Below are 24,908 nucleotides of genomic sequence, written 5' to 3'. Positions count from 1 at the left end.
ATCAATAGCGGTACGTGTCTGCCTTGTACGGACCCGCCTTGTCGACGCCGATGTATGCGGCTTGCGCGTCGGTCAGTTCGGTCAGCATCGCGCCGACCTTCTTCAGGTGCAGGCGGGCGACCTTCTCGTCCAGGTGCTTAGGCAGCACGTAGACCTTGCCGGCTTCGTACACGTCGGCCTTCGTAAAGAGTTCGATCTGAGCGATCACCTGATTGGCGAACGACGACGACATCACGAAACTTGGGTGGCCCGTGCCGCAGCCCAGGTTCACCAGACGGCCCTTGGCCAGCAGGATGATCTTCTTGCCGTTCGGGAAGGTGATGTGGTCGACCTGCGGCTTGATCTCTTCCCATTCGTACTTCTCGATCGACGCGACGTCGATCTCGTTGTCGAAGTGGCCAATGTTGCAGACGATTGCCTGGTCCTTCATGGCGGCCATGGTGTCGTGCGTGATGACGTCCTTGTTGCCGGTGGTCGTCACGAAGATGTCAGCCTTGTCGGCGGCATACGCCATCGTCACGACCTTGTAGCCTTCCATCGCGGCCTGCAGCGCGTTGATCGGGTCGATTTCGGTGACCCAGACCTGTGCGCTCAATGCGCGCAGCGCCTGCGCCGAGCCCTTGCCCACGTCGCCGTAACCGGCCACGACCGCGACCTTGCCGGCGATCATCACGTCGGTGGCGCGCTTGATGCCGTCCACCAGCGATTCGCGGCAGCCGTACAAATTGTCGAACTTGCTCTTGGTGACCGAGTCGTTCACGTTGATCGCGCGGAACTGCAGCGTGCCCTTGGCGGACATCTCGTTCAGGCGGTGCACGCCGGTGGTCGTCTCTTCGGTCACGCCGATGATTTCGGCGGCCTTGCGGGTGTACCAGGTCGAATCGACGGCGATCTTGGCCTTGATGGCTGCGTACAGGATGCGTTCTTCTTCGCTGGTCGGGTCGGCGAGAACGCCCAGGTCCTTCTCGGCGCGCTGGCCGAGATGCATCAGCAACGTGGCGTCGCCGCCGTCGTCCAGGATCATGTTCGGGCCTTCGCCATTGGAACCCTTGGGACCGAATTCGAAGATCGAATGGGTGTAGTCCCAGTAATCCTTCAGCGTTTCGCCCTTGATGGCAAACACCGGCGTGCCGGCAGCGGCAATGGCGGCGGCAGCATGGTCCTGCGTGGAAAAGATGTTGCACGAAGCCCAGCGCACCGAAGCACCGAGCGCCTGCAGCGTCTCGATCAGCACGGCCGTCTGGATCGTCATGTGGATCGAACCGGTAATGCGCGCGCCCTTGAGCGGCTGTGCCATCGAGAATTCTTCGCGAATGGCCATCAGGCCCGGCATTTCGGTTTCGGCGATGCGGGTTTCCTTGCGGCCCCAGGCAGCTAGGGAGATGTCGGCAATGGCCTGATCGGCGGATTGGGCTGCCGTCAGCGCGACGGATGGGATGGGGGATGCAACGGGGCGATTGAGTACAGCGCTCATGAGAGAACTCCAGACGGTTACAGAAGATTTCGGACAAGCCGCTGCACGAGGGAGTTTCGAAAGAGAAAGACTCACCGCGAGAACAGCGGGTGAGCGTGGTTGCGACTGTGTCCGAGCCTCACGCCTGTACGGCGCTGCAACGCTCCTCGGAGATGGGATCTTAGCCCAAGGTGCCGTCTTGGCGCCAATCCCTACAGCCGCGCGGGTCGGGCTTCCCGCCGACATGTGCCCATCGCCGTGCAATCTACATTGCCCGACGGACCGCGCGACAGTGCCGCTGGCGACTGGCACGGCCCGATTTCAAGGCGCCCACCTCATGCTTTCCATGCCATCCGCTTTCCGCTTTTCCTCCGCCGCGGCGCTCTGCACAGTCGCCGCGCTGACGCTGTCGACGCTCGCAGCGGCCCAGTCCGCGTCGCCCACGGTCCGTATCCGAGGAACCGTGGTCTTCGCGGACGCGAAAAGCATCATCGTGAAAGACCGCGGCGGCGAGGTCGTCAGCCTGGCGCGCGCGCCGAACCTGTCGATTTCTGAGGTGTACCGGATCAAGCTGGCCGATATCAAGCCGGGCAGCTACGTCGGCACGGCCGCCATGCCGCAGCCCGACGGAACGCAGAAGGCGCGTGAAGTGCTGGTGTTTCCCGAAGCCGCGCGCGGCACGGGCGAAGGACACTTCCCCTGGGATCTGGAACCGCAAAGCACCATGACCAACGCCACCGTCGCCGACATGGCATCGGCGCCAGCGGCTGTCCGCGGCGGCCAGCAGATGCGGCTGAGCTACAAGGGCGGCGAAAAGGTCGTGATCGTGCCGGCAGACGTGCCGGTCGTCACTTTCCGGCCGGGCGACGAAGCGCTGCTGGCGCCGGGCGCGAGGGTCCTTGTGAATGCGCAGGAACGGAACGGCGTGCCGACGGCGCTGCGGGTGCTGGCAGGGAAGAACGGGTTCGTGCCGCCGATGTGAGGACTGGCACTTGGCAGCTTTTCGCGTGAACAGTTCTAACTTTCGCGTACTTGAAATACGCGAAAGTTAGTTTTTTCGGAAAATGAACGCCGGCTTTGCTAACCTTCTCGTATCTGAGGTTCGGGAAAGTTAGGAAATGGCACTCTACTTGGTCGGCGAGACGATTGACAAAACCCGCAGCCACTATCTGGCTGAGACGGGAAAACTGCTACAGCTGATGCGCGGTATTTACGTCGATGCCGGTGACGATGCCGACCAGGTCGTAATGGCGCATGCGGTCCGCATCGCCCGCTACCTCTATCCGCGCGCCTATCTTTCGGCCGCCAGCGCCGTGCTCCTCGGGCCAACGCGTGACGGTCGCCTGTACCTGAGCGGTAGCCGCGTTCAGCGGACGCGCATTCGCGGCCTCGAGATCGTTCAAAACAGAGCATCGGACCGGCCCTCGGTTGCCAGCGCCGTCGTCGCCGACAGCCTCGGCGAATTTCCGGTGTCCGTGTCGGCACCACGGCAAAGGATCCTCGAAGCGTTTCGCCAGCGTAGCGAGCATGCAGCATCGATCGACACCGGCATGCGGGAAACCATCGCCGCGCGATTGATAGAAGAATACGGCGACGCGCGCGGCGCTGCCGATGCGGTCTGGGCTCTTGCCAAAGAGAACGACTGGTACAAGGAAGGTGAAGGGGCGGAAAAATATCTGCTGCGCCGCCCTGGCCCTGGCACTGGCGAACCGCTACGCAATGAAGCGGCATTCGCTCTTCAGGTGGCGTGGCACAAGCTGCTGATCGGGCAGCTTTCTCACGATGGATTCGAATGGCGATGGACAAACACTGTGCGCGAGCCAAAGCTGCCGTCGCTTGTCCGCCAGATCACGCCGGGGCGGCTGCCGCCCTTCATCGTGTCGCTGTTGCCGGAAGGGTGGCTGGAACATGTCCTGAAGGAGACCGACGAGCGCACCGTCCTGCGAGAAGGCAAGCGCTACATGTCCAACATCACGATCTCGGAGCGCACCGAAGAGCTTGAGGCGTTGCCTGCAGACAGCATTTCCACGCGCCTTGCAGCATTTGCCGGTGAAGGCGTATTCACGGGAACCTATGCCGGTCCCGGACGCGGCGCGTTCGGGCAAGACTTCGAGCAGCGTCTCGCGCGCCTCTATCAAAGCGCCGACATGCCGCGTCTCTCCGGTGTGCAGATCAAGGCGCCTATGCACCTGGATACGAACGGCGTTCTCGCGCCAGCGACAGCTGGACCGTTTACCCACATCCTCAAACCGGCAGGTACGAGCGGGTTCGAGGCGCTGCCCGTTGTCGAATGGATCGGACTTGGCCTGGCGCGCGCAGTCGGGTTCGAAACACCGGATCACGCGCTGGTTCCGATGCCGGGTACCCTGCCGCCCGCGCTGCTCGTCGAGCGGTTTGATATCCGGGACCAGGACGGCGATGTCCGCCTCATCGCCATGGAAGACATGTGCTCGGTGCTGGGGCTCGGCCCCGAGGACAAATACACCGGCACGATCGAACGCATCGCCCGGGCGCTGCGTCCGCTTTCAACGGATCCCGAAAGCGATTTGCGCACGCTGATGCAGCGTGCTTTGTTCGCATGGCTTATCGCCGATGGCGATATGCATCTAAAGAACATGGCGCTTCTCAAGATCGCGCGCGAAGGTGAAGAGAATTTCCAGTCGGTGCGGATGGCTCCTGTCTACGACACCGTCACCACACGCGTCTTTCCGAACCTCGCGCATGACCGCATGGCGCTCAAGCTCAACGGGAAAGACGAGCGATTGCGCCGCGCCGATTTCGTCGCCCTTGCAACCCTGGCCGGGCTGCGTGCGGGCGATGCCAATGAAAATATCGACCGGATGCTCAACCAGTTCGGCACTGCGCTCGATGCTCTGGCGGTTCCGCGTATCGCTCTGGCGATCGCGCAAACCGCCGAGACTGCCCAGCGGACGCTCGCGCTCTGCCGCGAGCGCCTCGACGCATTCAGCTAGACCAGCTTCTACCCTGAGACAATTGCCCCAAAGTGGCACACCGCCCGCAGGCGCGACGAACGGCTCTGCGAGCTTCGCTGCCAAGCTCTTGAATTGCGTACATAAACGCGCATACATTCGTCGTTCCCCACCATGTCATCCGATCTTTTCCTCAAAGAAACCAAGCGCCGTCGCACCTTCGCGATCATTTCCCACCCCGACGCCGGCAAGACCACGCTGACCGAAAAGCTGCTGCTGTTCTCCGGCGCGATCCAGATCGCCGGCTCGGTGAAGGCGCGCAAGGCGACGCGTCATGCGACATCCGACTGGATGGAAATCGAGAAGCAGCGCGGCATCTCGGTCGCTTCCTCGGTGATGCAGATGCTCTACCGCGAGCATGTCATCAACCTGCTCGACACGCCCGGCCACAAGGACTTCTCCGAAGACACCTACCGCGTGCTCACGGCCGTCGATTCCGCGCTGATGGTGATCGACGCGGCCAACGGCGTCGAAGCGCAGACGCGGCGGCTGATCGAGGTCTGCCGGCAGCGCGACACGCCGATCATCACGTTCGTCAACAAGATGGACCGCGAGGTGCGCGAGCCGCTCGACATCCTCGACGAGATCGAGCGCGAGCTGGGCATGCCCTGCGTGCCGATGACCTGGCCGGTCGGCCAGGGCAAGAGCTTCGGCGGCATCATGAATCTGCGCACGCAGACGATGACGGTGTTCGATTCGGGCAAGGAGCGCCTGCCGCAGGAATTCGAGACGATCCGCCTCGACAACCGCGCCGAACTCATCAAGCGCTTCGGCAGCGAATTCGAAAACGCCGAGCAGAGCATGGAACTCGCCGCCGGCGCCTCTCCCGCCTGGGACCGCGAAGCCTTCCTGGCCGGCAGGCAGACGCCGGTTTTCTTCGGCTCCGGCGTGAACAACTTCGGCGTGATGGAAGTGCTCGACGCGCTGGTCGACCTGGCGCCGTCGCCGCAGTCGCGCACCAGCACCGTGCTGGTGAATCGCCAGCCGGTGGTGAAGGAGATCCAGCCCGAAGACAAGGACTTCGCCGGCGTCGTTTTCAAGGTGCAGGCCAACATGGACCCGTCGCACAGGGACCGCATCGCCTTCGTGCGCATGGCATCGGGCAAGTACACGCCGGGCATGAAGCTCAAGGTACAGCGCACGTCGAAGGAGCTGCGTCCGACCAGCGTGGTCACCTTCATGAGCCAGCGCCGCGAAGCCGTCGAGGAAGCCTATGCGGGCGACATCGTCGGCTTTACCACGCACGGCGGCGTGCAGCTGGGCGACACGATCACCGACGGCGCGAACCTGATGTTCACCGGCCTGCCGTTTTTCGCGCCGGAACTGTTCATGACGGTGATCCTGAAGAATCCGCTGCGCACAAAACAGTTGCAGCAGGGGCTGGCGCAGCTTGGCGAAGAAGGCGCGATCCAGGTGTTCCGCCCCGAAGTCGGCGGTCCGATGCTGCTGGGCGCCGTCGGCCAGCTGCAATTCGAAGTCGTGCAGCACCGCCTGAAGGGCGAATACGACTGCGATGTGCGGCTCGAAGGTTGCCAGTACACCGGCGCGCGCTGGATTACAGCCGACACGCCGACGGAGCTGCGCGAATTCGTCAACGCCTACCCGGTGCGGATGGCGCTGGACGCGGCGAACACGCTGGCCTATCTGTGCACCTCGCCGTACGACGTGCGGCTGGCGCAGGAGCGCTTTCCGAAGATCCATTTCCATCCGCTGCGCGAGCATGCGGGCCTTTCGCTGCAGAACGCCGGCTGATCGCCGCGATCGAATCAAGAACTTTCGTCCGTGCTGAACACGCTGGCCTTCGCGGGCGGACAGTACGCGCTGCTCGCCGCCTGGCTTTTCGGCTGCTGGGGCGTCGGCTGGGCGTTGCTGCGCGGCATGCCTGGCAGCGCGATGACGGAGCCGGTCGCGATCGCGCTGGGCATCGGCATCTGGATCTGCGCGTTGCAGGCGCTGGGAATCGGCGGCGCGCTGACGAGGACGCCGGTGCTGATGCTGGCCGGATTCGGCGCAATCTGCGGCGCTATGGAAGTCGTCCGTCGAATACGCAATGGTCGACAGGCTGCGCCGGGCACGGACCGCGCAAAAGCATCCACCACCGCCGAGAAGTGGACTTTCGTTGCGGTCGCATTGCTGGCGGTTCCCACCCTTCTCGCACCGCTCTCCCCGCCGATGGCCTGGGACGAGCTTGCCTATCACCTGCCGCACGCGCAGCAATGGGCAGCCACCGGGCGGCTGCAGATCAACGACTGGCTGCGCTACCCGTGGTTCCCGTCCAATTACGACCTGCTGTTCGCCGGCGCCCTGCTGTTCGGCAACGACATCCTGCCGCACCTGCTGCACGCAGCGGCCGGCTGGCTCACCGCGTGGCTGATCTACGGATTGGGCGTGCGCCATCTGCGGGATCGCGTGGCGGGCGGTGCTGCGGTAGCGCTCTGGCTGATCCTGTCGAAGAGCCAGTACGACCGCGCCTATATCGACATGGGCGCAACGCTCTTCATATTAGTGGCGTGCGCTGCGCTCCTGGAGTGGCACGGCACCCAGGCTCGGCGCTGGCTGGTCGTTTCGGCTTTCAGCCTGGGCGTGGCGGCGGGCGCCAAATACCAGGTGCTGGCGCTGCTGCCTTTCTTCGCGGTCGTGCTGGCGATGCGCGATCGCCGCCCGACGACGTGGCTGATGGCTGTCTTCGCCCTGGCGCTGCCCTGCATCTATTGGTATGCGCGCAATGCGTGGCTGACCGGCGATCCGTTCAACCCGATCGGCGGTCGGCTGTTCGGCTTCAGCGACTGGAACCTGGCCGACTACCAGGGCCAGTTCGCCGACCTGCGCGACAAGGCCGGATGGCCCGACTGGCTGCTCTGGCCTGCCGTGGCGGTGCCGTTCATCGCCGCGCTGCATCGACGGCCTGCCGTGCGCGGTGCGCTGGCGCTGGGCGGCTACATGCTGTTCGTGTGGGTGGTTACGTCGCGCTATCCGCGATATCTGATGACGGCGTATCCGGTGCTCGTACTGCTTTCGGCGGCGGGTGCATGCCACGTCGTTCGCGTCGCGCGCCGACGCGCTTCATCCGCGCTGGCGCCGCGCGTTGCTCGTGTCGCTCGCGTCGCTCGCTTTTGCGGCGCTCTGCTGATGCTGTGCGTTCTTGTTGCCGGCACGACCTGGACGCTGCGCCATGCCCAGCGCATCGCCGTCACGCCAGCCGAGCGTGAAGCGCTGCTTCTGTCGGAAGTGAACGGCTACGGCATGTGGGCGTGGCTGCGGGAGAACCCGTCCGGCCGCATCTACCAGCTCGGCCTGGAAGAGTCGCTCTACTATGCGCCACATCCGGTGTGGGGCGACGTTTTCGGGCCGTGGCGCTATGCCGACGTCGTCGCGTTGCCGCCCGCAGCCATGCACCGCAAACTGATATCGCAAGGCTTCGACGCGCTGGTGCTCGACACCGCCCGCTGGCCGGCCCTTGCCGGACAGGCCGGGTTCGATCGCTTTTTCATCCTGCGCCACACGGAAGGAGCCGTCCGGCTCTACCGTGTGAGCCCCAACGAGTCGCCATGACGCCTGCCATTCCTTCTGCCGCTCTGCGCATCGCCGTCGTCATCCCGTGTTTCAACGAAGCCGGCGCCGTGGCGCAGGTCATCGTCGACTGCCGCGCCGCACTTCCCGGTGCCTCGATCCACGTTTTCGACAACAACTCGACCGACGCGACCTCGGATGTCGCCCGCGCGCACGGTGCCGGCGTCACGCACGTCGCGCTGCGGGGCAAGGGCAACGTCGTGCGCCGCATGTTCGCCGACGTCGAGGCCGACATCTACGTCATGGTCGACGGCGATGCGACCTACGACGTGAGCCGTGCGGCGGAAATGGTCGACATGCTCTGTACGCGCGGGCTCGACATGGTCGTCGGCACGCGTTTCGACGACGGTCGCAACCCGCAGACCTACCGGCCGGGCCACCGCCTGGGCAACCGGCTGCTGACGTCCAGCGTCGGCGGGCTGTTCGGCGGGCAGTTCAGGGACATGCTTTCGGGCTACCGGGTTTTCTCGCGGCGCTACGTCAAATCGTTTCCGGCGGCCGCACACGGCTTCGAGACGGAAACCGAACTGACGGTGCATGCGCTCGAACTGCGCATGCCATGCGGCGAACTGCCGGTGCCCTATCTGGCGCGTGCCGAGGGCACCGAAAGCAAGCTGTCGACGTTCGGCGACGGCGCGCGGATTCTCGTGACGATCCTGCGGCTTTTCATCAGCGAGCGTCCGCTGGCATTCTTCACGGCCGTCTCGGCACTGCTGGCCGCGGTGTCGATCGGTCTCGCCGTTCCGCTGATCGTCTATTTCTGGCAGACCGGTCAGGTGCCCCGGCTGCCGACCGCCGTGCTGGCAGTCGGCGTGATGCTCGCCGGCATGCTCGCGCAGGTCTGCGGCGCCGTATTGCATACGGTGACGCTCGGACGACAGGAAGCCAAGCGTTCGGTGTACCTGTCGATACCGGCGACGCGAGGCATCGCCAGGAAAGCGCGCAGATGAAGAAACACGCAAGAAGAACCTCCGGCCCGCACGGCGCATCCGCGTTGCAACGGCAACTGCTGCGTTTCGGCGCCGTCGGCATCGTCGGACTGCTGGTCGACCTGGTCGTTCTGTTCGTGCTCGCGCCGGTGCTGGGCTGGTACGCCGGCCGGGTGCTGTCCTTCCTCGCGGCTGCATCGGCAACGTGGTGGCTCAACCGGCGCTTCACCTTTTCAGCCTCGACAAAAGATGCCGGTGCGGATCGCGCACTGTCTATCCGGCACGAATACGGCCGCTACATCGTCTCGATGCTCGGTGGTGCATCGGTGAACTATTTCATTTATGTCCTCACGCTGCATTTCGTCCCGACACCCTGGGCGCCGGCGCTGGGCGTGGCGCTGGGCAGCCTGGCGGGAATGTCGCTGAACTTCCTGGCCGCGCGCTATTTCGTATTCAGGTCGACCGCTCCGGCAACGACCGGACCGGTGCCTGTGCCGACGCCGCCGTTCACCGCATCCACCGCTTCCGCCGCTTCCACCGCGTTTATGCGCCCGCTCCAGACCTGGCCTGCCGAAACGCGCGGCGCGCTGATCGGCGTCTTCACCGACATCGACGACACGCTGACCACCGAAGGCGCCATCACGCCCGACGCACTCCAGGCGCTTGCCGACCTGAAAGCCGCCGGGCTGCATGTCGTCGCCATCACCGGACGCCCGGTCGGCTGGAGCGAGCCCTTCGCCGCGGCCTGGCCGATCGATGCGATCGTCGCGGAGAACGGCGCCGTCGCGATGATTCCACCCGCACCCTGGCGACCCGGCGACATGCAGCATCCGGTCGCGACAAAGCGCTACCGGACAGACGCGCCGACGCGCTCGGCCCGCTACGCCCGGATGCAGAAGGTGCTCGCCCGCATCGAGCGCGAGATTCCCGGCGCCGTACGCGCAACCGATTCGGCAGGTCGAGAAACCGACATTGCCATCGACCACAGCGAATTCCTGCATTTGAGCGAAACGCAGATCGACGCCGTCGTCGCGCTGATGCGCAGCGAAGGCATGACGGCAACGGTCAGCAGCATCCACATCAACGGCTGGTACGGCGACAACGACAAGCTGTCGGGCGCGCGCTGGATCGTCGGCGAACTCTGGGGACGCAGGCTCGACGACGAAACGGACCGCTGGGCCTACGTCGGCGATTCGACCAACGACCAGGTGATGTTCGAAGCGTTTGCAAACAGCATCGGTGTCGCGAACGTCGCGCGCTTCGTGCCGAAGCTGGTGCACCTGCCGCGCTACGTCTCACGCGGCGAACGCGGCGCAGGTTTTGCGGAGGTGACGCGTTTTATTCTGGCGGCACGCGACCGCCGCCGCTGAAGCGCAGCAGCAGCCAGCCCGCGACGCCGCAGGTCACGGAGCCCAGTAGCACGCCAAGCTTGGTCGCCTCCTGCTGCGCCGCCGTCTCGAAGGCCAGCAGCCCGATGAAAAGGCTCATCGTGAAGCCGATGCCGCACAGCAGCGCGACGCCATACATCTGCGTCCAGGTCGCGCCGGCCGGCAACTTCGCCAGTCCGGTTTTCGTCGCCAGCACGACCGCAGTGAGCACGCCGATCTGCTTGCCGAAGATCAGGCCGAGCGCGACGCCCAGGGTGACCGGCTGAGCCAGCGTGTCGAGCGTCATGCCGGCGAACGAGATGCCGGCATTGGCGAAGCCGAACACCGGGATCACCAGAAACGCACTCCACGGGCTGATCGCGTGTTCGAGCCGGTGCAGCGGCGAGGTATCGGTTTCGGACCGGTTGCACTGAATATCCATCGGCACCAGCATGGCCAGCGCGACACCGGCCAGCGTGGCATGCACGCCGGAGCGAAGCACGAAATACCAGAGCGCGACGCCGAGCACGACATACGGCGTCAGCCGCACGACTCGCAGGCGGTTGAGCGCGAACAGCGCGACCAGCACGGCAACCGCAAGTCCGAGGTAGAGCGCCGAGATGCCGGCGGTGTAGAAGATCGCGATGATCAGCACGGCGACCAGGTCGTCGATGATCGCCAGCGCCGCTAGAAACACTTTCAACGATGCCGGCACCCGCGGCCCGAGCAGCGACAGCACGCCGAGCGCGAAGGCGATATCGGTGGCCGTCGGCACCGCCCAGCCGCGCAGGGCCTGGGCATTGCCGCTGTTGAACAGCACGTAGATGTACGCCGGCGCGACGACGCCGCCCAATGCGCCGAGCCCGGGCAGGATGCGCTTGTCCCAGCTGGCGAGCTGGCCGTCGAGGAACTCGCGCTTGATCTCCAGGCCGACCAGCAGGAAGAACACGGCCATCAGGCCGTCGTTGATCCAGTGCAGAACGCTCAGGCCGACGACCTTCGCTTGCAGCACTTCGAAGTACAGGCTCGACAACGGCGAGTTGGCGACCAGCAAGGCCAGCACCGCGACCGCCATCAGCAGGATGCCGCCGGCGCTCTGGCTCTGGAAGAAGGCGCGCATGGCGGAGGGCTGTGGTTGCGAGGAAGATTTCGTCATGGAATCTCCGCAGTATGTCCCCCGGCGACGCGGGCCTGTCGCCTACTTCGAACTCAGGGCGATGGCGCCAGTTGCTGTGTCGTGGAAACCGAAGGCTGCGCATTTGCAATGGCCTGCGCCACGACGTTGGCTTCGGGGCTTGCAGTCTCTCGTGTGGCGGGCGTAGCAGGGTTATCGGGCATCGTGGGCGATACGAGCGAGATCATCGGGTAGGCAAAAGGCTGCAGTGCCTCGAGGTCGATCGCCTGTGCGGCCGTCTCTCCGGCGTTGGAGGCCACTTGGCCAAAACCGCCCTGTGTGCGAAGCCGTTTTGCGGCAGATTCCGCAGATTCTGGCTGCGGCAGCGGCAGCGGGGTCTGCAGAAATTGCTGCATGTCCGCTGGCTGGGCCCATTGCGCGGCCACGAGCATCGGTCCGGCCGCGGCGAAGGCTTGAGCGATGTTCGGTGCCGGACCAGTCGGACTGACGGCTCCCAGCGTCGCGTAGACCGGCACATCCGGTGTCGGCTGCTTCGTCAGCGCTGCAACGAACCGGCGTTCCGGTTCAGGAACCAGATTCACAAGTGCGGGGATGTTGATGCCGGCTTGCGGCCCGCCGTTATGGAGATGCAATTTCCCGGCGTCGAACAGCGCCGGGGCCACACGAAAGTTGTAGGGTTGTCCGCGCATGTACGCGATCATCGTGTTCGAAAATGCCTGACTGTTGGACTGGCTCATCGCATCTTGCAATGCGGTCGTGAATAGGCGAAGTTTTTCTTGTGTCAGCCCAAACGCTACCTCTCCGCGACCCCGTTTGACAATCTCTCTTGCCGAATCTTGGTTTGATCTGGCCTCGCTTTCGACCACATCTTTCGCGTGCTCCATCGCGCTTTTACCCGGATTTTCGACGATCTGGCGCGCCATCTTCAAGACGGAGGCAGGCATAGCGGCGTTCACCGGCGGGCGGTTCGCGAGCTCCATCTGCCGCTGCGACCGCGGCTGCGGCTGCGGCTGCGCGGTTGGAGCGTTGAGTCCGACAAACTGCATCAATTCGGTCTGTATGGCGCGAATGAAAGGCTCTGCGTTGACGGCCTGCGGGGCCTGCGGGTTCGACGCGCCGAAGTTCCGGGTCGGAGGCAGATGCTGCAAGTCCCCCGAGGCATCTATCTGCTGCTGAACGATGTCGAGAAATCTTGTCATCAGCGGGGTGCTCGAAAGGCCGCGGTGCATGCTCGCACATTCGATCGCAGCCGCATCGCGGACTTCGGCGGGAAGGCTTGCATCGTCCGCCATGCCAGTCAGGCCGCGAACCATCGAGCCGACATCGGCACCGCCCGGCCGGCTCAGATCGGCAGAAAGCTGCCTTGCCCAGTCCTGCAGCGATTGCGACTTGGGCCCTCCCATCGCAGGCATCGTGGTGACCTGCAGGGTGGCAGGTCGCACGTAGGCGGGAGGCCGCTGCGCAGCGCCGCCGGATTGTCCCGGGGTGTTCTCCGGGAACCACTGCCGGCATTGGCATTGGTACCGGAGGGAAGCGTGGGAGGAGGCGATGAATCGATTGGCATTGCGTGTGTTCGGTCAGTGAAACGAAACACCGAGACTCCATCGCACACGCTCTTCAACCGTTAGGAGTAATCCGATTAAGTGGCCGCGGATGCGGCCACCTTCTCAGGACGGCAGGTTCTGCGCCGGGAGGTTCTGTGCAACCACGGCAGTCGGCGGAACGGCTACGTGCACGGCCTGCTCGACCGCCTGTACGGGAGGCGGAATTTCCGGCAATGGTGCAGCCGGCATGTGCAGCGTTTCCATCGCGATAGGCGCAGCCTGTGTCTGCTGTACGGCGGGCATGGACGGCAACAGTGTATGTACAGGCTCAAGAGGCATCGCGGGGAAATTGCCGCTTGCCTCTCCTTGTCGCTGACGTTTCGCAGAAGGTTCCACAGTGTCGACTTCGCTGTTGATCGCTTTCTGGAAGAAACGACTCCATTCTTCGGCTGTGCGCTGCTGCATCGGAACGGCCGAAGCGGTGTTGGCCGCGACGGTGGACATGACGGTGGACATGAGAGGTGACACGACGGGTGCGACTGTGGCGATCGCAGGTGCCGTGACATCGATGACGGCAGGCGGATTCCCGACTGACGGAACTACCTCGATGGGCGGCGGGCTGACGTGTCCGCGCGTCGCGTAGGGAGCGACCCGTCCTTTGGTCTCCATTGCGGCGAAGTGGTTCAGATGCTCAGGAGGCATATGGGGGCGCAGGGTCTCCCAGCTGATATCGGCAACCTTGCCGGCGCCATTTGGATTCACGTTTGGATCTGGATTGACATACGCTTGCGCCGCAATGATGAGACTTACGACCGCCGCCGGATTGTGGGGAACGTCGAGAAATCTGCGGCCAATGCTGGTTTCCATTGCCCTCGGCGTTTTGCCCGTCGTCACGTAGTTTTTGACATAGTCCAGCATTTCGTCGGCTTGCTTACGCGTAAGTCCGAAAGAAATACGATTCGTTGCCGTTCTGTAATGGTCAGCTGCCGTAGCTTTGCTGATGTTTCTGCTTGCAATCAAATTGTCGATGCACTGCTGCCGGCCCATGCCCTGTACAACGATCTGATCCTCTGCCTCTTGGATACATGGCCAAGGGTGCGGAACGATCGCCGCTCTAAGCCGCGCCGGAGTGTTGAAATAATTGTCAACAGGACGTACGAAGGCAGGCATTCCGCCGACCTGTGCCTGGGTCGGCTGAACCTGAACCGGGGCTTGCGCTTGAGGCGACGGGTAGTTGCGCTGCGCTCCGGTGGCCGGCATCGAAGGCGCTGGCAATTCCGTACCGACCGGCACGCCGGCTGAACCGGCAAGCGTCTGCATCTCACGCAGGAATCGCACGACCGAATCGCTTGCAGTCTCGTCAATCAATGTCGCAATTTCGTAGGCTGCACCGTCCCGGGTCTTTTCCGGAAGGGTCGCATCTTCCGCGATATCGCCGAGGGCTTGCTGCGTCTGCAGAAGCCCGTCAACCCCGGGTATGGCGATCGCGGCAGAAAGTTGCCGGGCCCGCATCAAAAGGCGCTGCCGGTCGAAAGCCGCGCCATCCGATGTCGTTGCCTGATATACGACATTCGCGCGCGCGAAACTCGCATTCTGGACGGACGCATTGGCGGTCGGGGAGATGTTTCCCGGGAGCCTGGTGGAGGCGTGGATGCCACGAGTGCCGCTGGGCGACGGTGGATTTTCAATTGGCATTTCAAGGATCTTGTGGAGTGAATCCACAAGGTTCTTTCATCACCGCCCGGTCAAGCTTCGGAATCGTCGTATTTGCCCTCGATTCCCTTGATGCCATTGGTGGCGCGGCATTGCTGCACGCCGACTGGTCAGGGCGTGTTTGAGCCGGTGCAGCGGCGAGGTATCGGCTTCGGACCGGCAGCACGCCGAGGCCCGGCAGGATGCCGCCGGCGCTCTGGCTCTGGAAGAAGGCGAGCATGGCGGAGGGATGTATTCGGCTTGTGAGAGTGGCCGTCGTTGCATCCTCGGGAACCGTTCGCTCAGGCCAACGCTGTGAGGCCCGCGGCTTCCAGTTCAGTGCGCAACAGTTCCACCATCCGCTGCGCTGCCGGCGACAGACTCCGGTTGCGCAGACTCACCAGACCGATCGGGCGACGCAGCACCGGCGAGCCCAGACGCCGATGCACCACGCCGGGGCGCTGCGCCACGCGGGCGGCGAGTTCGGGCAGTGCGCTGACGCCTACACCCGCGGCAACCATCGCCGCGATGGTCGCAAGATGCTCGACTTCATAGCGCGGTGCAAAGCGCAGCTTGTGCGTCAGCAACGCCGCATCGGCGTACTGGCGAACGCTGGTGCCGGCGGGCATCGAGATGTGCGGCAGATCGGCGATGGCGGCCCAGCCCAGCGGCGACTTTCCGCGTGCGAGCGCATGGCCCGACGGCAGCAGCAGCACGAAAGTGTCGGAAGCCAGCGGCAGGTAATCGAGATCGGCATAAGCCGGATTGGCCGCGGAAAGCGCGAAGTCCACGCGCCCAGCCCGCACCATGTCGAACGCCGGATTAGCCAGGCTGTCGACCAGCTCCAGCTGCACGCCGGGATGGTCGGCCGCGAATCTGGCGAAGGCGAGCGGTACCACCGTCGCGGCGAGCGACGGCAGCGCGGCCAGGGCGACGCGCCCGACTTTCACGTCGGCAACGGCGCGCACGCGGTGCACCGCTTCTTCCATCTGATGGCGCACGAAGCGCGCCTGCTCCGCAAACACGCGCCCGGCCTCCGTGAGCTGCACCGCACGTGTGGTGCGGTCGAACAGCCGCGCCGCGAGCATCGACTCCAGCCGGCCGACGGTGCCCGACACGGCAGGCTGCGACATATGCATCTGCAGCGCGGTACGCCGGAAGCTCAGGGTCTCCACCAATGCCAGGAAAACATCGAGTTCGTGAGCGTTCCAATTGATCTTCACAACTTATCAGTCTATCGAAAAAGTCGTCTGGACCGTGCAATGCCGTCTGCCTAGACTCCGCCGTTCACGAAGGAGACAAATACAAATGAGCATGCCCATCTCTTCACGCGGCGCGCGCACCGTCGTCGTCGGCGGCGGCACCATGGGCGCCGACGTCGCCATCGTGCTGGCGCGCGGCGGCGCTCGCGTCACAGTGGTCGATCCGAACGAAGCCCAGCGTGCGAAGCTCGGTCCGCATGTGGCAGCCGAGCTAGCCGCAGCCGGACTCGGTCACCGCGCCGGGCTGATCAGCAGCGTCGCCACGCTCGAAGCCGTGGACTGGACCGGCATTGCGCTGGTGGTCGAGTGCATCACCGAACGGCTCGACGCCAAGCAGGCACTCTTCGCATCGCTTACGCAAGTTGCACCGGCCGACGCGATACTGGCCAGCAACAGTTCCAGTTTTCCGATCAGCGCCATCGCTCGAAACCTGCCGACGCCTTCGCGCATGCTGGGTCTGCACTTCTTCATGCCCGCGCATCTGGTGCCGCTGGTGGAAGTGGTCTGCGGCACGGACAGCGCGCCCGACCGCGCCGAATGGCTCTGCGGTTTCATGCGCGCCTGCGGCAGCGTGCCGGTGCTGGTGCGCAAGGACAAGCCCGGCTTCCTGGCCAATCGCCTGCAGCACGCGTTATCGCGCGAAGCGTTCGCGCTGATCGACGAAGGCGTCGCTTCCGCCGAAGACGTCGATGCAGCGGTGCGTTTCGGTTTCGGCTTCCGCTACCTGGCGGCCGGGCCGGTGATGCAGCGCGACCATGCCGGGATCGATGTCCACTGCGCAGCCGCCGCGACCATGTACCCGACGCTTTCCAACACAGCCGAGCCGGCACGCGCGTTGAGCGACCGTGTAGCGCGCGGCGATCTCGGCATGAAGACCGGCAAGGGCTTCTACGACTGGCCCGAAGACAAGCGCATCGCCGAACGCGCCCGCTACGACGCCCTGCTGCGCCACGGCCTCGCGCTGCTCGCGCCCGAACTTCCCGCCATCGACAGCAGCGATATACCCGTATGACCACCACACTTTCCAATGTCGATCCGCTGATCGTCACCGTAGCGCCGAACGGCGCGTACAAGCAGCCGTCCGACCACAGCGCCGTCCCCATCACCTCCGAGACGCTCGCGACCACGGCCAAAGCCTGCCGCGAAGCCGGCGCCGCGATGCTCCACATGCACATCCGGGAGCCCGACGGTCGCCACAGCCTGGACGTCGAGGGCTATCGCGAAGCACTGCAGGTCGTGCGCCGCGCGGTCGGCGACGACATGGTGCTGCAGGTGACCAGCGAAGCCGCCGGCCGTTACCAGGCGCCAGCGCAGATCGCGATGGTGCGAGCGCTGCGACCCGAAGCCGTCTCGATCGGCCTGCGCGAGATCGACAAACCCGAGATCGGCGAGGCGGGCCTGCAGGACTTCTTCGGCTGGCTGGCCCGCGAACGGGTGATGGTTCAGGTCATCCTGTACGACGCGGCGGACGTGAAGCGCTGGAACGCCTTGCGTGCGGCCGGTGTCGTGCCCGATGCACCGTGGTTCCTGCTGTTCGTGCTAGGGCGCTATACCGCCGGCCAGCAATCGAACCCGCGCGATCTGATGCCGTTTCTGGCGGCGCAGGAAGGTCCGGAACCGTGGGCGGTCTGTGCCTTCGGCGCCACCGAGAACGCCTGCATCACCGCAGCGGCGGCGCTCGGCGGCCATGCGCGCGTCGGCTTCGAGAACAACCTGCTGTGCAAGGACGGCAGCATCGCACCGGACAACGCGGCGCTGGTGCGTCAGGCGGCAGATGCGGCGGCAGCACTCGGACGCCCTCTCGCCACGGGCCACGACATACGCGAGCGCTTCGGCGGTCGCTGACCGACATCCACAAAAAACGATCCACAAGGAGACAAGCACCATGAACAGAAGACAACTCACCCGTGCGTTCGCAGCCGCCCTGCTGCCGCTGGCCGCATTCGGTACGGTCGGCACAGCGCTGGCGCAACCCGCTGCCTACCCGTCGAAAAACATCCGCTTCGTCGTGCCCTATCCGCCCGGCGGGCCGACCGACCTGATGGCACGCATGCTCGCGCCCGAGCTGCAGAAGCGCCTCGGCGGCACGGTCATCGTCGACAACAAGGGCGGCGCCGGCGGCAATCTCGGCAGCGCCGAAGTCGCGCGCCAGCAGCCAGCCGACGGCCACACGCTGTTGCTCGCAGCCAGCGGCCCGATGGCCGTCAATCCGTCGCTCTATCGCAGCATGCCGTTCGAGCCGATGAAGGATCTGGTGCCTGTCGTGCAGCTCTCCGCATTCCCGCTGGTGCTGGAAGTGCATCCGTCGCTGGGTATCAAGACCGTCAAGGAACTGATCGCGCTGGCCAAGGCGGGCAAGGTGCCGCTCAGCTATGCATCGGCAGGCAACGGCACGCCGCAGCATCTGGCGGGCGAACTGTTCAACACCATCGCGCAGACGCAGATCAAGCACATCCCGTACCGCGGCGCCGGACCGGCCTTGAACGACTTGCTGGGCGGTCAGGTCAACGTGATGTTCGACATCCTGGGCAGCTCGTTGCCCTATCTGACCACCGGCAAACTGGTTCCGCTGGCCGTCACCTCGCCGCAACGCAGCCCGACCCTGCCGCAGGCGCCTACGATGGCCGAAGCCGGCGTGAGCGGTTACGAGTTCACGGCGTGGCACGGCATATCAGTGAGGGCAGGCACGCCGCAGCCCATCGTCGACAAGCTGAATGCGACCGTTCTCGCGATCTTCCAGGATCCGGCATTCCGCACGCGCTGGGAGGCGATCGGCACGCCGGTCGTCGCAGGTACGGCGGAGAGCTTCGGCAAGCTGATCCGTGCCGACGCCGACCGCCTCGGCAAGCTGGTGAAGGATGCCGGGGTCACTGTGGATTGAGCCGAGATCAAGGCGCCTTAGCCAGCCCCAGCTTCTCGATCACCAGCTTCTCCTTGCCCATCGTCTCCTGCGCGAACTTCGTGTATTCCACCGAGCTCATGTAGTTGGGCAGCATGTCGTAGCGGCCGAGCGACGCAACGTAGCTCGGCTCTTCCATCGCCTGCTTGAAGGCGTCGTGCAGCTTCTTCACGACCTCCGGCGGCGTGCCCTTGGGCGCGCCGATGCCGAACGGCGAGTTCTGCACGATGTCGTAGCCGAGTTCCTTGAGCGTCGGTGCGTCGGGAAATTTGGCCAGCCGCGTGGCGCCCCAGGTGTTGAGCACGCGCAGCTTGCCGGCCTCGACCTGCGGCGCGAAGCCGGTGCTGTCTGCAGCAGCCATCAGGTGGCCGCCGACCACCGCCTGCATCAGGTCGGCGCTGCCCTTGTACGGCACGTGCTGAAGCTTGATGCCGGCCTTCTGCGCGACGGTTTCCATCGTCAGATGCGGACTGGTGAAGTTGCCGGTTGAACCGTAGGTCAGCGCGCCCGGGTTGGCTTTTGCGTAAGCGACGAAATCGGCCCACGTCTTGAACGGGCTGTCGGCCGGCACGACGACACCGAACGCGTAGCCGGTGACGTTGATGACGTAGCTGATGTCCTTGATCGGGTCCCAGTTCAGCTTGGTCGTGTAGCCGAGCCGAAACACGCCGAGCGGAATCTGCGCAACCGTGTAGCCGTCGGCCGCCGAACTCTGCAGCGCCTGCGCCGGCAAGGTTCCGCCGGCGCCCGGCTTGTTGTCGATGATGACCGGCTGGCCGAGGATCTTCGATGCGTTGTCGGCAAGCTGCCGCATCGTGATGTCGGTCGGTCCGCCGGCCGGGAAGGCGATGACGAGCTTGACCGGACGTGCCGGAAAACCTTGCGCTTGGGCGGCCAGCGGCGATAGCACGGCGGCGCAGGCCAGAGCGGCGGCGCCAAGGGAGATAACGGAACGACGGTGCATGCGCGAGAGTCCTCAAAGCTCTCCATTTGGCCGAGCGGGGCGGCCTCGCACAATCGGTGCCTGCCCTTAGCCAGTCACGTTGGCGTCATTGCGGCAAGTCGCAGCGATGGAAGCGCCCGGCCTTCATCACCACCGGCATCCGCGCGCGTTGCTGCAGCAGCGTGATGTCTTCCAGCGGATTGCCGTCGATGACAAGCAGATCGGCATGTGCGCCGGCGACGATCGCGCCGAGGAGCCCCTGGCGACCGATGAGTTCCGCATTGACCGCCGTCGCGCTCCAGACGATCTCGTCGGCCGGCATCGCTGGCAGGCGCAATGTGAACTCGTCGCTTTGCGAGGTGTGCATGTCGCCCAGCAGATCGGTGCCGAGACCGATCTTCACGCCGGCGGCGCGCGCGATGCGCAGCGCCTCGATGCCTTGCGTCTTCACGCGGTCGGTTTTCTCCTGCATCGCCTTCGACCAGCCGAGCCGGTCGGCGTTGGCAGCGATGGCGGCGTAGGTCGCGAGTGTCGGCACGAGGAACGTGCCCGCCTCCGCCATCGCCTGCGCCGAGGCTTCGTCGAGCAGGTTGCCGTGCTCGATGGAACGCACGCCGCAGCGCACCGCGCGAAGGATCGCCTCCGGCGAGTACGCATGCGCCATCACGTAGGTGCGGGCGGCTGTGGCTTCCTGCACGATGGCCGTCAGCTCCTCGATCGAATACTGAGTGCCTTCCAGCGGGTCGTTCGGCGACGAGATGCCGCCGCCCGCCATGACCTTGATCTGGTGCGCGCCATTGCGGATTTCCTCGCGCGCCGCACGGCGCACTTCGCTCACGCCGTCGGCAATGTGGCCCAGGATGCCGACCGCGCCGCAGCAGGCGCAGCCGACGTTCTGGAAGAACGCCGGGCGCGTGTCGCCGTGACCGCCGGTCTGCGTCAGCGCACGGCCGGCGATGAACAGGCGCGGCCCTGCAAAGATGCCGCTGTCGACGGCTTCGACCAGTCCCGCGTCGGCGCCGCCCGCATCGCGAACGGTCGTGAAGCCGCGGTCGAGCATGCCGGCCAGCACATCCTTGGACTGCGCCGTGACCAGCGACTGCGGCAGCATCGACAGCTTGAAGAAATCGGGGATCGTCGCGGTGACGTGCACGTGCGCGTCGATCAGGCCCGGCATCAGCGTGCGGCCTGCGAGATCGAACACCTGCGCATCGTCGGCCTGCAGATCACCATGCGTCACGGACACGATGAAGCCGTCTTCGACCACCACGGTCGACGCCGGCTGCAGCGTGCGTTGAAGGCCGTCGAACAGACGGGCGTTGCGGAAGACGATGCGGTTCAAGAAGACACTCCTGATGAAAAATAGAAGGCGGCGCCGAGCAGCGCGGCGAAGGGTTGGCACAGCGCCGCGTCGCTCGGCCGGAACCAGTGCGCCGCATGCAGCAGGTTCATCGAACCCAGGATGCGGCCCTGGAACAGGATCGGCACGTTCAACGCCGACTCGCAGCCCAGCGCGAAGATCGCTTCGGCATCGGGGAAGTTCTGCCGCACCGCATGCGCATCGGGAGACAGCGATGGGCGGTTGTCGACCAGCAGGCGCTGCAGCCACGGGTCGTCCGCGACCGGCTTCACGCCGCCCGCCGGATAGGTCCGCAGGTCGCTCGAATGCATACGCTCCAGCCCGTCGCGCATCGGCGTGACACGCAGCAGCGTGAACAGCCTGAAGCCGACCAGTTCGCCGAGCGCAGCTTCGACCGCGCGATAAAGCCCCGGAAGGTCGCGCGCCTCGGCAAGCCGGCGCGTCGCATCCGACAGCAACGCCAGCGTGCGTACCGCGTCGGGTTGCGAACGCTTGCTCATCCGCCATGCCCCAGATAGAGCGCCACCGCGCGCGGGTCGTCGAGCAGTTGCCGCGCCGGCCCTTCGAGCGCCACGCGTCCCTGGTCGAGGATGTAGCCGCGATGGCTGATGTCGAGCGCATCCCGGGCGCGCTGCTCCACCATCAGCACCGCAGCGCCGAACGACGGCAGCCGCGCGATGTGGCCGAAGATCGCCTTCGCCATGATGGGCGACAGCGCGGCGGTCGGCTCGTCGAGGCAGACCAGGCGCGGTTTCGACATCAGTGCGCGTGCGAAGGCCAATTGCTGGCGCTCGCCGCCCGACAGCGTGCCGGCCGTGCGCGAGGCGAAGGGCTGAAGCGCCGGGAACAGATCGAACATTTCCTGCGCCCGTTGCCGGACGCCTGGAATGCCCTGCACCACCCACAGGTTCTCGCGCACGGTGAGGCGCGGGAAGACGTTGGCGACCTGCGGCACGTAGGCGATGCCGTCGGCCAGACGCTTTTCGGTCGGCCGGCTGTGCAGATCGATGTCGCCCCACTTTGCCTGTCCGGCGATGCGGGGCAGCAGGCCCATCAGCGCCTTGAGCATGGTCGACTTGCCGGCGCCGTTGGTGCCGGCAACGGTCACGATCTCGCCCGGATCGACGTGCAGGTCGACACCCTTGAGGATGTCGGTTTCGGCATAGCCGCCGGACAGGGCCGTGAGCTGGAGTCGGGATGTTTTCATCGTCATGCACCCATGTAGGCCGCCTGGACCTGCGGATCGGCCAGCACCGTTTCGGGCGTGCCCTCGGCCAGCAGCTTGCCGCCGTCGAGCACCAGCATGCGTTCGACCAGCCGCGACAGCGCATGCAGGTTGTGTTCGACGATCACGAAGCCGATGCCGCGTGCATGCAGCTCGCGGATGCGCTCCGAGATCTGCTCGATCAGCACAGGATTGACACCCGCATACGGCTCGTCGAGCAGCACGCAGCGCGGCTTCAGCATCAGGATGCGGCCGAGTTCGAGCAGCTTCTTCTGCCCGCCCGACAGCTGGCCCGCAGGCGTCGAGGCGACATGGTCGAGCCGCAGGAAGCGCAGCCATTCGTTCGCCTGCTCGGTGTGCTCCTTCTCGCTGCGCCGAACGCTGGCGCGCCGGAACAGCAGAGACGCCAGCGATTCGCCCGGCTGGTCCCACGGCGCGGCCAGCATGTTCTCGAGCACCGTCAGATGCCGGAACTCGCGCGGCACCTGGAACGTGCGCATCAGCCCGAGCCGCGCACGCTGTTCGGGCGGCATGCGCCCCAGCGTGCGACCCAGGTAGACCACCTCGCCGGCCTGCGATTTCATGAAGCCGCTGAGCACCGAGAACAGCGTGCTCTTGCCGGCGCCGTTCGGCCCGATCAGACCGGTGAGCTGCGTGGTGTCGAGCGTTAGCGACAGCTTGTCGAGCACGACGTTGTCGCCGTAGCTCAGCACGATGTCGCGCGCTTCGAGCTGGAGGGATGTGGGCGCCTCAATCACGGTTGGCTCCAAAGAGACCCTGGGGCCGGAACCGGATGAACAGGATCAGCGCGATGCCGATCACCGCCAGCCGCACGCTCGACATCGCGACCTCGGGAATCCCCGGGAACAGGTCGCGTACCGCACGCGAACCTTCGAGCACGATCAGCAGCAGGAAGGCGCCCACTACAGCACCGCGCAACCGGCCGACGCCGCCCATGATCATCGCCATCCAGACCTGGAAAGTGATGATCGGCAGGAACTGGTCGGGCGTCACGTAGCCGACGTAGTGGGCGTAGAACGACCCGGCCAGTCCGGCGATGCCGCCGCCGAGCATTAGCACCTGCGTCTTGAAGCGCGCCGGGTTCTTGCCGAGCGCCAGCAGCGCGGTTTCGTCGTCGCGGATCGCCTGTATCAGCCGGCCGTACGGGCTCTTCACGATGCAGCGCACTACCCACGCAACGCCGCCGCAGGCCACCAGCAGTGCCAGCGCGAGCCAGAGATCGGCCGCCATGCCGCTGCCGCCTTCGGCCGCGAACAGCTTCGGCACGCCGGCGATGCCCTGCCCGCCGTTGGTCACGTCCTTCTCGTTGATGATGACCAGCCGCACGATCTCCGAGAAGCCGAGCGTCACGATGGCCAGATAGTCGTCGCGCAATCGCAGCGCCACGCGCCCGAGCGGCCATGCGAGCAGGAACGGCACCACCATGCCGAGGGCGAAGCCGGTCCATGCCGGCCAGCCCATGCGAGCCGTGCAGATCGCGCTTGCATAGGCACCGAGCGCAAAGAAGCCGACGTAGCCGAAATTGATCAGCCCGGTGAAGCCGTACTGAAAGTTGAGCCCCAGCGTCAGCAGCACATAGACCAGCGCCGTGATGAAGATGGCGAGCAGATAGGCTTCCATCAGCGGACTCCCTGCACCCGGCCGAACAGCCCTTGCGGACGCCACAGCAGCACCAGCAGCATGACGACGTAAGACAGCGCGATCTTGTAGGTGAAGCCGACGAAGGGCGTCGACAGTTCCTGCAGCACGCCCAGGCACACCGCGCCCAGCACGGCACCCAGCGGATTGCCGAGCCCGCCGACCACCGCAGCGGCGAAAGCCGGCAGCAACAGGTCGGCGCCCGACTCCGGGCTCACCTGCGTCTTGAGACCGAACGCCAGACCGGCGATGCCGCAGATCACGCCCGAGAGCACCCACATGCGCGCCATCGCGCCGCGACTGTCGATGCCGACCACGCGCGCCAGGTCCATGCCGTCGGCGATGGCTCGCATCGTGCGGCCGACACTGGTGAAGCGAAGCAGCGCGAACACCAGCGCCACGCAGACAAGCGACATCGCGCCGACCATGATGTCCAGCGGATTCATCACCAGCGGACCCCAGCGCCAGGCGCGCATCAGCGGCAGATCGAACAGCTTGATCTCATGCCCGAAACCCAGCCCCATCGCAGCGCGCAGCACGAAGCCGACACCGATCGAGGTCAGCAGCAGCGCCAGCCCGTTGCGCTTGAGCAGCGGCGCGAAAGCCAGCCGCCAGCCGAGCCAGGTGCCGGCCGCACCGGCGATCACGGCGCCGACCGCCGCAGCCAGCATCGAGCCGCCCGACAGGCGATGCGCCGTCAGCGCACCGAAGCTGCCGAGCGAGACGAAGTCGCCGACCGCCGCGTTCGGGAACCGCGCGACGCCGAACACCAGCGTGACCGCCAGCGCGGGCAGCGCGACGAGCAGCCCTTCGGCGAGCCCGTTCAGCGCCAGGTTCAGATAGTCCGACCAGAGGAGATCCATGGATGTGTGCGGCGCGC

The 24,908-nt window shown here is 65.4% G+C and carries 22 protein-coding genes, 1 pseudogene and 1 riboswitch; of the genes and pseudogenes, 10 read left to right on the top strand and 13 right to left on the bottom strand.

Going from position 1 to position 24,908, the window contains the following annotated elements:
• Position 1: 1 nt before the first annotated feature.
• Positions 2 to 1,474: an adenosylhomocysteinase gene (gene ahcY / locus ACSFA3_RS09655; protein WP_435505229.1), complete on the bottom strand. Its 1,473-nt coding sequence runs from the start codon at positions 1,472 to 1,474 to the stop codon at positions 2 to 4.
• 84 nt (positions 1,475 to 1,558) lie between these two features.
• Positions 1,559 to 1,628: riboswitch (S-adenosyl-L-homocysteine riboswitch) on the bottom strand.
• Between the two features lie 171 nt (positions 1,629 to 1,799).
• Here ahcY and ACSFA3_RS09650 point away from each other — a divergent pair.
• The 7 genes and pseudogenes from ACSFA3_RS09650 (at position 1,800) to ACSFA3_RS09620 (ending at position 10,312) form a co-directional block, all read left to right on the top strand.
• Positions 1,800 to 2,435 (top strand): hypothetical protein, encoded by a 636-nt coding sequence (locus tag ACSFA3_RS09650; RefSeq protein ID WP_435505228.1) that lies wholly within the window; start codon positions 1,800 to 1,802, stop codon positions 2,433 to 2,435.
• Between the two features lie 136 nt (positions 2,436 to 2,571).
• The gene (locus ACSFA3_RS09645) at positions 2,572 to 4,425 is read left to right on the top strand and encodes a type II toxin-antitoxin system HipA family toxin (protein WP_435505227.1); all 1,854 of its coding nucleotides are present in this window, start codon (positions 2,572 to 2,574) and stop codon (positions 4,423 to 4,425) included.
• Positions 4,426 to 4,557: 132 nt separating this feature from the next.
• Positions 4,558 to 6,195 (top strand): peptide chain release factor 3, encoded by a 1,638-nt coding sequence (locus ACSFA3_RS09640; RefSeq protein ID WP_435505226.1) that lies wholly within the window; start codon positions 4,558 to 4,560, stop codon positions 6,193 to 6,195.
• A 30-nt stretch (positions 6,196 to 6,225) separates the two neighbouring features.
• Complete coding sequence (locus tag ACSFA3_RS09635; protein ID WP_435505225.1) at positions 6,226 to 7,995, top strand: ArnT family glycosyltransferase; 1,770 nt, start codon at positions 6,226 to 6,228, stop codon at positions 7,993 to 7,995.
• Positions 7,992 to 8,963, top strand: coding sequence for a glycosyltransferase family 2 protein (locus ACSFA3_RS09630; protein ID WP_435505224.1), 972 nt, complete (start codon positions 7,992 to 7,994; stop codon positions 8,961 to 8,963). Before ACSFA3_RS09635 ends, ACSFA3_RS09630 begins: the two co-directional genes overlap by 4 nt.
• Positions 8,960 to 9,385: pseudogene (locus ACSFA3_RS09625) on the top strand (GtrA family protein); the annotation flags it as partial. The gene ACSFA3_RS09630 and the pseudogene ACSFA3_RS09625, both read left to right, overlap by 4 nt.
• A gap of 102 nt (positions 9,386 to 9,487) precedes the next feature.
• Complete coding sequence (locus ACSFA3_RS09620) at positions 9,488 to 10,312, top strand: HAD family hydrolase (RefSeq protein ID WP_435506190.1); 825 nt, start codon at positions 9,488 to 9,490, stop codon at positions 10,310 to 10,312.
• Here the strand turns inward: ACSFA3_RS09620 and nhaA are convergent.
• The 5 genes from nhaA to ACSFA3_RS09595 form a co-directional block, all read right to left on the bottom strand.
• Entirely contained in the window at positions 10,281 to 11,465 is a 1,185-nt protein-coding gene (nhaA, locus tag ACSFA3_RS09615; protein WP_435505223.1) for a Na+/H+ antiporter NhaA, read from the bottom strand. The genes ACSFA3_RS09620 and nhaA overlap by 32 nt on opposite strands.
• Before the next feature lie 53 nt (positions 11,466 to 11,518).
• Positions 11,519 to 12,856 carry a hypothetical protein gene (locus ACSFA3_RS09610; protein ID WP_435505222.1) on the bottom strand — a complete coding sequence of 446 codons (1,338 nt, stop codon included), beginning with the start codon at positions 12,854 to 12,856 and terminating at the stop codon, positions 11,519 to 11,521.
• 255 nt (positions 12,857 to 13,111) lie between these two features.
• Positions 13,112 to 14,710, bottom strand: a complete 1,599-nt coding sequence (locus ACSFA3_RS09605) for a hypothetical protein (protein WP_435505221.1) — start codon at positions 14,708 to 14,710, stop codon at positions 13,112 to 13,114.
• Positions 14,685 to 14,921 carry a hypothetical protein gene (locus tag ACSFA3_RS09600; protein ID WP_435505220.1) on the bottom strand — a complete coding sequence of 79 codons (237 nt, stop codon included), beginning with the start codon at positions 14,919 to 14,921 and terminating at the stop codon, positions 14,685 to 14,687. Before ACSFA3_RS09600 ends, ACSFA3_RS09605 begins: the two co-directional genes overlap by 26 nt.
• A 61-nt stretch (positions 14,922 to 14,982) precedes the next feature.
• Complete coding sequence (locus tag ACSFA3_RS09595) at positions 14,983 to 15,903, bottom strand: LysR family transcriptional regulator (RefSeq protein WP_435505219.1); 921 nt, start codon at positions 15,901 to 15,903, stop codon at positions 14,983 to 14,985.
• A gap of 91 nt (positions 15,904 to 15,994) precedes the next feature.
• Between ACSFA3_RS09595 and ACSFA3_RS09590 the strand changes: the two genes are divergently transcribed.
• Genes ACSFA3_RS09590 through ACSFA3_RS09580 form a run of 3 tightly spaced genes read left to right on the top strand, consistent with a single transcriptional unit; the run spans position 15,995 to position 18,823 of the window.
• A complete protein-coding gene (locus ACSFA3_RS09590) occupies positions 15,995 to 16,954 on the top strand; it encodes a 3-hydroxyacyl-CoA dehydrogenase family protein (RefSeq protein WP_435506189.1) in 960 nt (319 codons plus the stop codon).
• On the top strand, positions 16,951 to 17,787 hold the full coding sequence (locus ACSFA3_RS09585) for a beta-keto acid cleavage family enzyme (RefSeq protein ID WP_435505218.1): 837 nt from the start codon (positions 16,951 to 16,953) through the stop codon (positions 17,785 to 17,787). Before ACSFA3_RS09590 ends, ACSFA3_RS09585 begins: the two co-directional genes overlap by 4 nt.
• 40 nt (positions 17,788 to 17,827) lie before the next feature.
• Positions 17,828 to 18,823 (top strand): Bug family tripartite tricarboxylate transporter substrate binding protein, encoded by a 996-nt coding sequence (locus ACSFA3_RS09580; RefSeq protein WP_435505217.1) that lies wholly within the window; start codon positions 17,828 to 17,830, stop codon positions 18,821 to 18,823.
• A 7-nt stretch (positions 18,824 to 18,830) separates the two neighbouring features.
• Here ACSFA3_RS09580 and ACSFA3_RS09575 read toward each other — a convergent pair whose 3' ends face one another.
• From ACSFA3_RS09575 to ACSFA3_RS09545, 7 genes are all read right to left on the bottom strand, one after another.
• Positions 18,831 to 19,805, bottom strand: a complete 975-nt coding sequence (locus tag ACSFA3_RS09575; protein WP_435505216.1) for a Bug family tripartite tricarboxylate transporter substrate binding protein — start codon at positions 19,803 to 19,805, stop codon at positions 18,831 to 18,833.
• An 85-nt stretch (positions 19,806 to 19,890) separates the two neighbouring features.
• Positions 19,891 to 21,126: a metal-dependent hydrolase family protein gene (locus tag ACSFA3_RS09570; RefSeq protein ID WP_435505215.1), complete on the bottom strand. Its 1,236-nt coding sequence runs from the start codon at positions 21,124 to 21,126 to the stop codon at positions 19,891 to 19,893.
• Positions 21,123 to 21,644 (bottom strand): GAF domain-containing protein, encoded by a 522-nt coding sequence (locus tag ACSFA3_RS09565; RefSeq protein WP_435505214.1) that lies wholly within the window; start codon positions 21,642 to 21,644, stop codon positions 21,123 to 21,125. Before ACSFA3_RS09565 ends, ACSFA3_RS09570 begins: the two co-directional genes overlap by 4 nt.
• Complete coding sequence (locus tag ACSFA3_RS09560) at positions 21,641 to 22,351, bottom strand: ABC transporter ATP-binding protein (RefSeq protein WP_435505213.1); 711 nt, start codon at positions 22,349 to 22,351, stop codon at positions 21,641 to 21,643. The genes ACSFA3_RS09565 and ACSFA3_RS09560 overlap by 4 nt, the downstream gene beginning before the upstream one ends.
• 2 nt (positions 22,352 to 22,353) lie before the next feature.
• Positions 22,354 to 23,127: an ABC transporter ATP-binding protein gene (locus ACSFA3_RS09555; protein ID WP_435505212.1), complete on the bottom strand. Its 774-nt coding sequence runs from the start codon at positions 23,125 to 23,127 to the stop codon at positions 22,354 to 22,356.
• Positions 23,120 to 24,010 carry a branched-chain amino acid ABC transporter permease gene (locus tag ACSFA3_RS09550; protein ID WP_435505211.1) on the bottom strand — a complete coding sequence of 297 codons (891 nt, stop codon included), beginning with the start codon at positions 24,008 to 24,010 and terminating at the stop codon, positions 23,120 to 23,122. The genes ACSFA3_RS09555 and ACSFA3_RS09550 overlap by 8 nt, the downstream gene beginning before the upstream one ends.
• On the bottom strand, positions 24,010 to 24,891 hold the full coding sequence (locus ACSFA3_RS09545) for a branched-chain amino acid ABC transporter permease (protein ID WP_435505210.1): 882 nt from the start codon (positions 24,889 to 24,891) through the stop codon (positions 24,010 to 24,012). The genes ACSFA3_RS09550 and ACSFA3_RS09545 overlap by 1 nt, the downstream gene beginning before the upstream one ends.
• Positions 24,892 to 24,908: the final 17 nt, after the last annotated feature.

This window comes from Variovorax glucosi (assembly GCF_051216695.1).
Classification (GTDB): domain Bacteria; phylum Pseudomonadota; class Gammaproteobacteria; order Burkholderiales; family Burkholderiaceae_C; genus Variovorax.
This window is presented reverse-complemented; position numbering and strand designations above follow the sequence as displayed.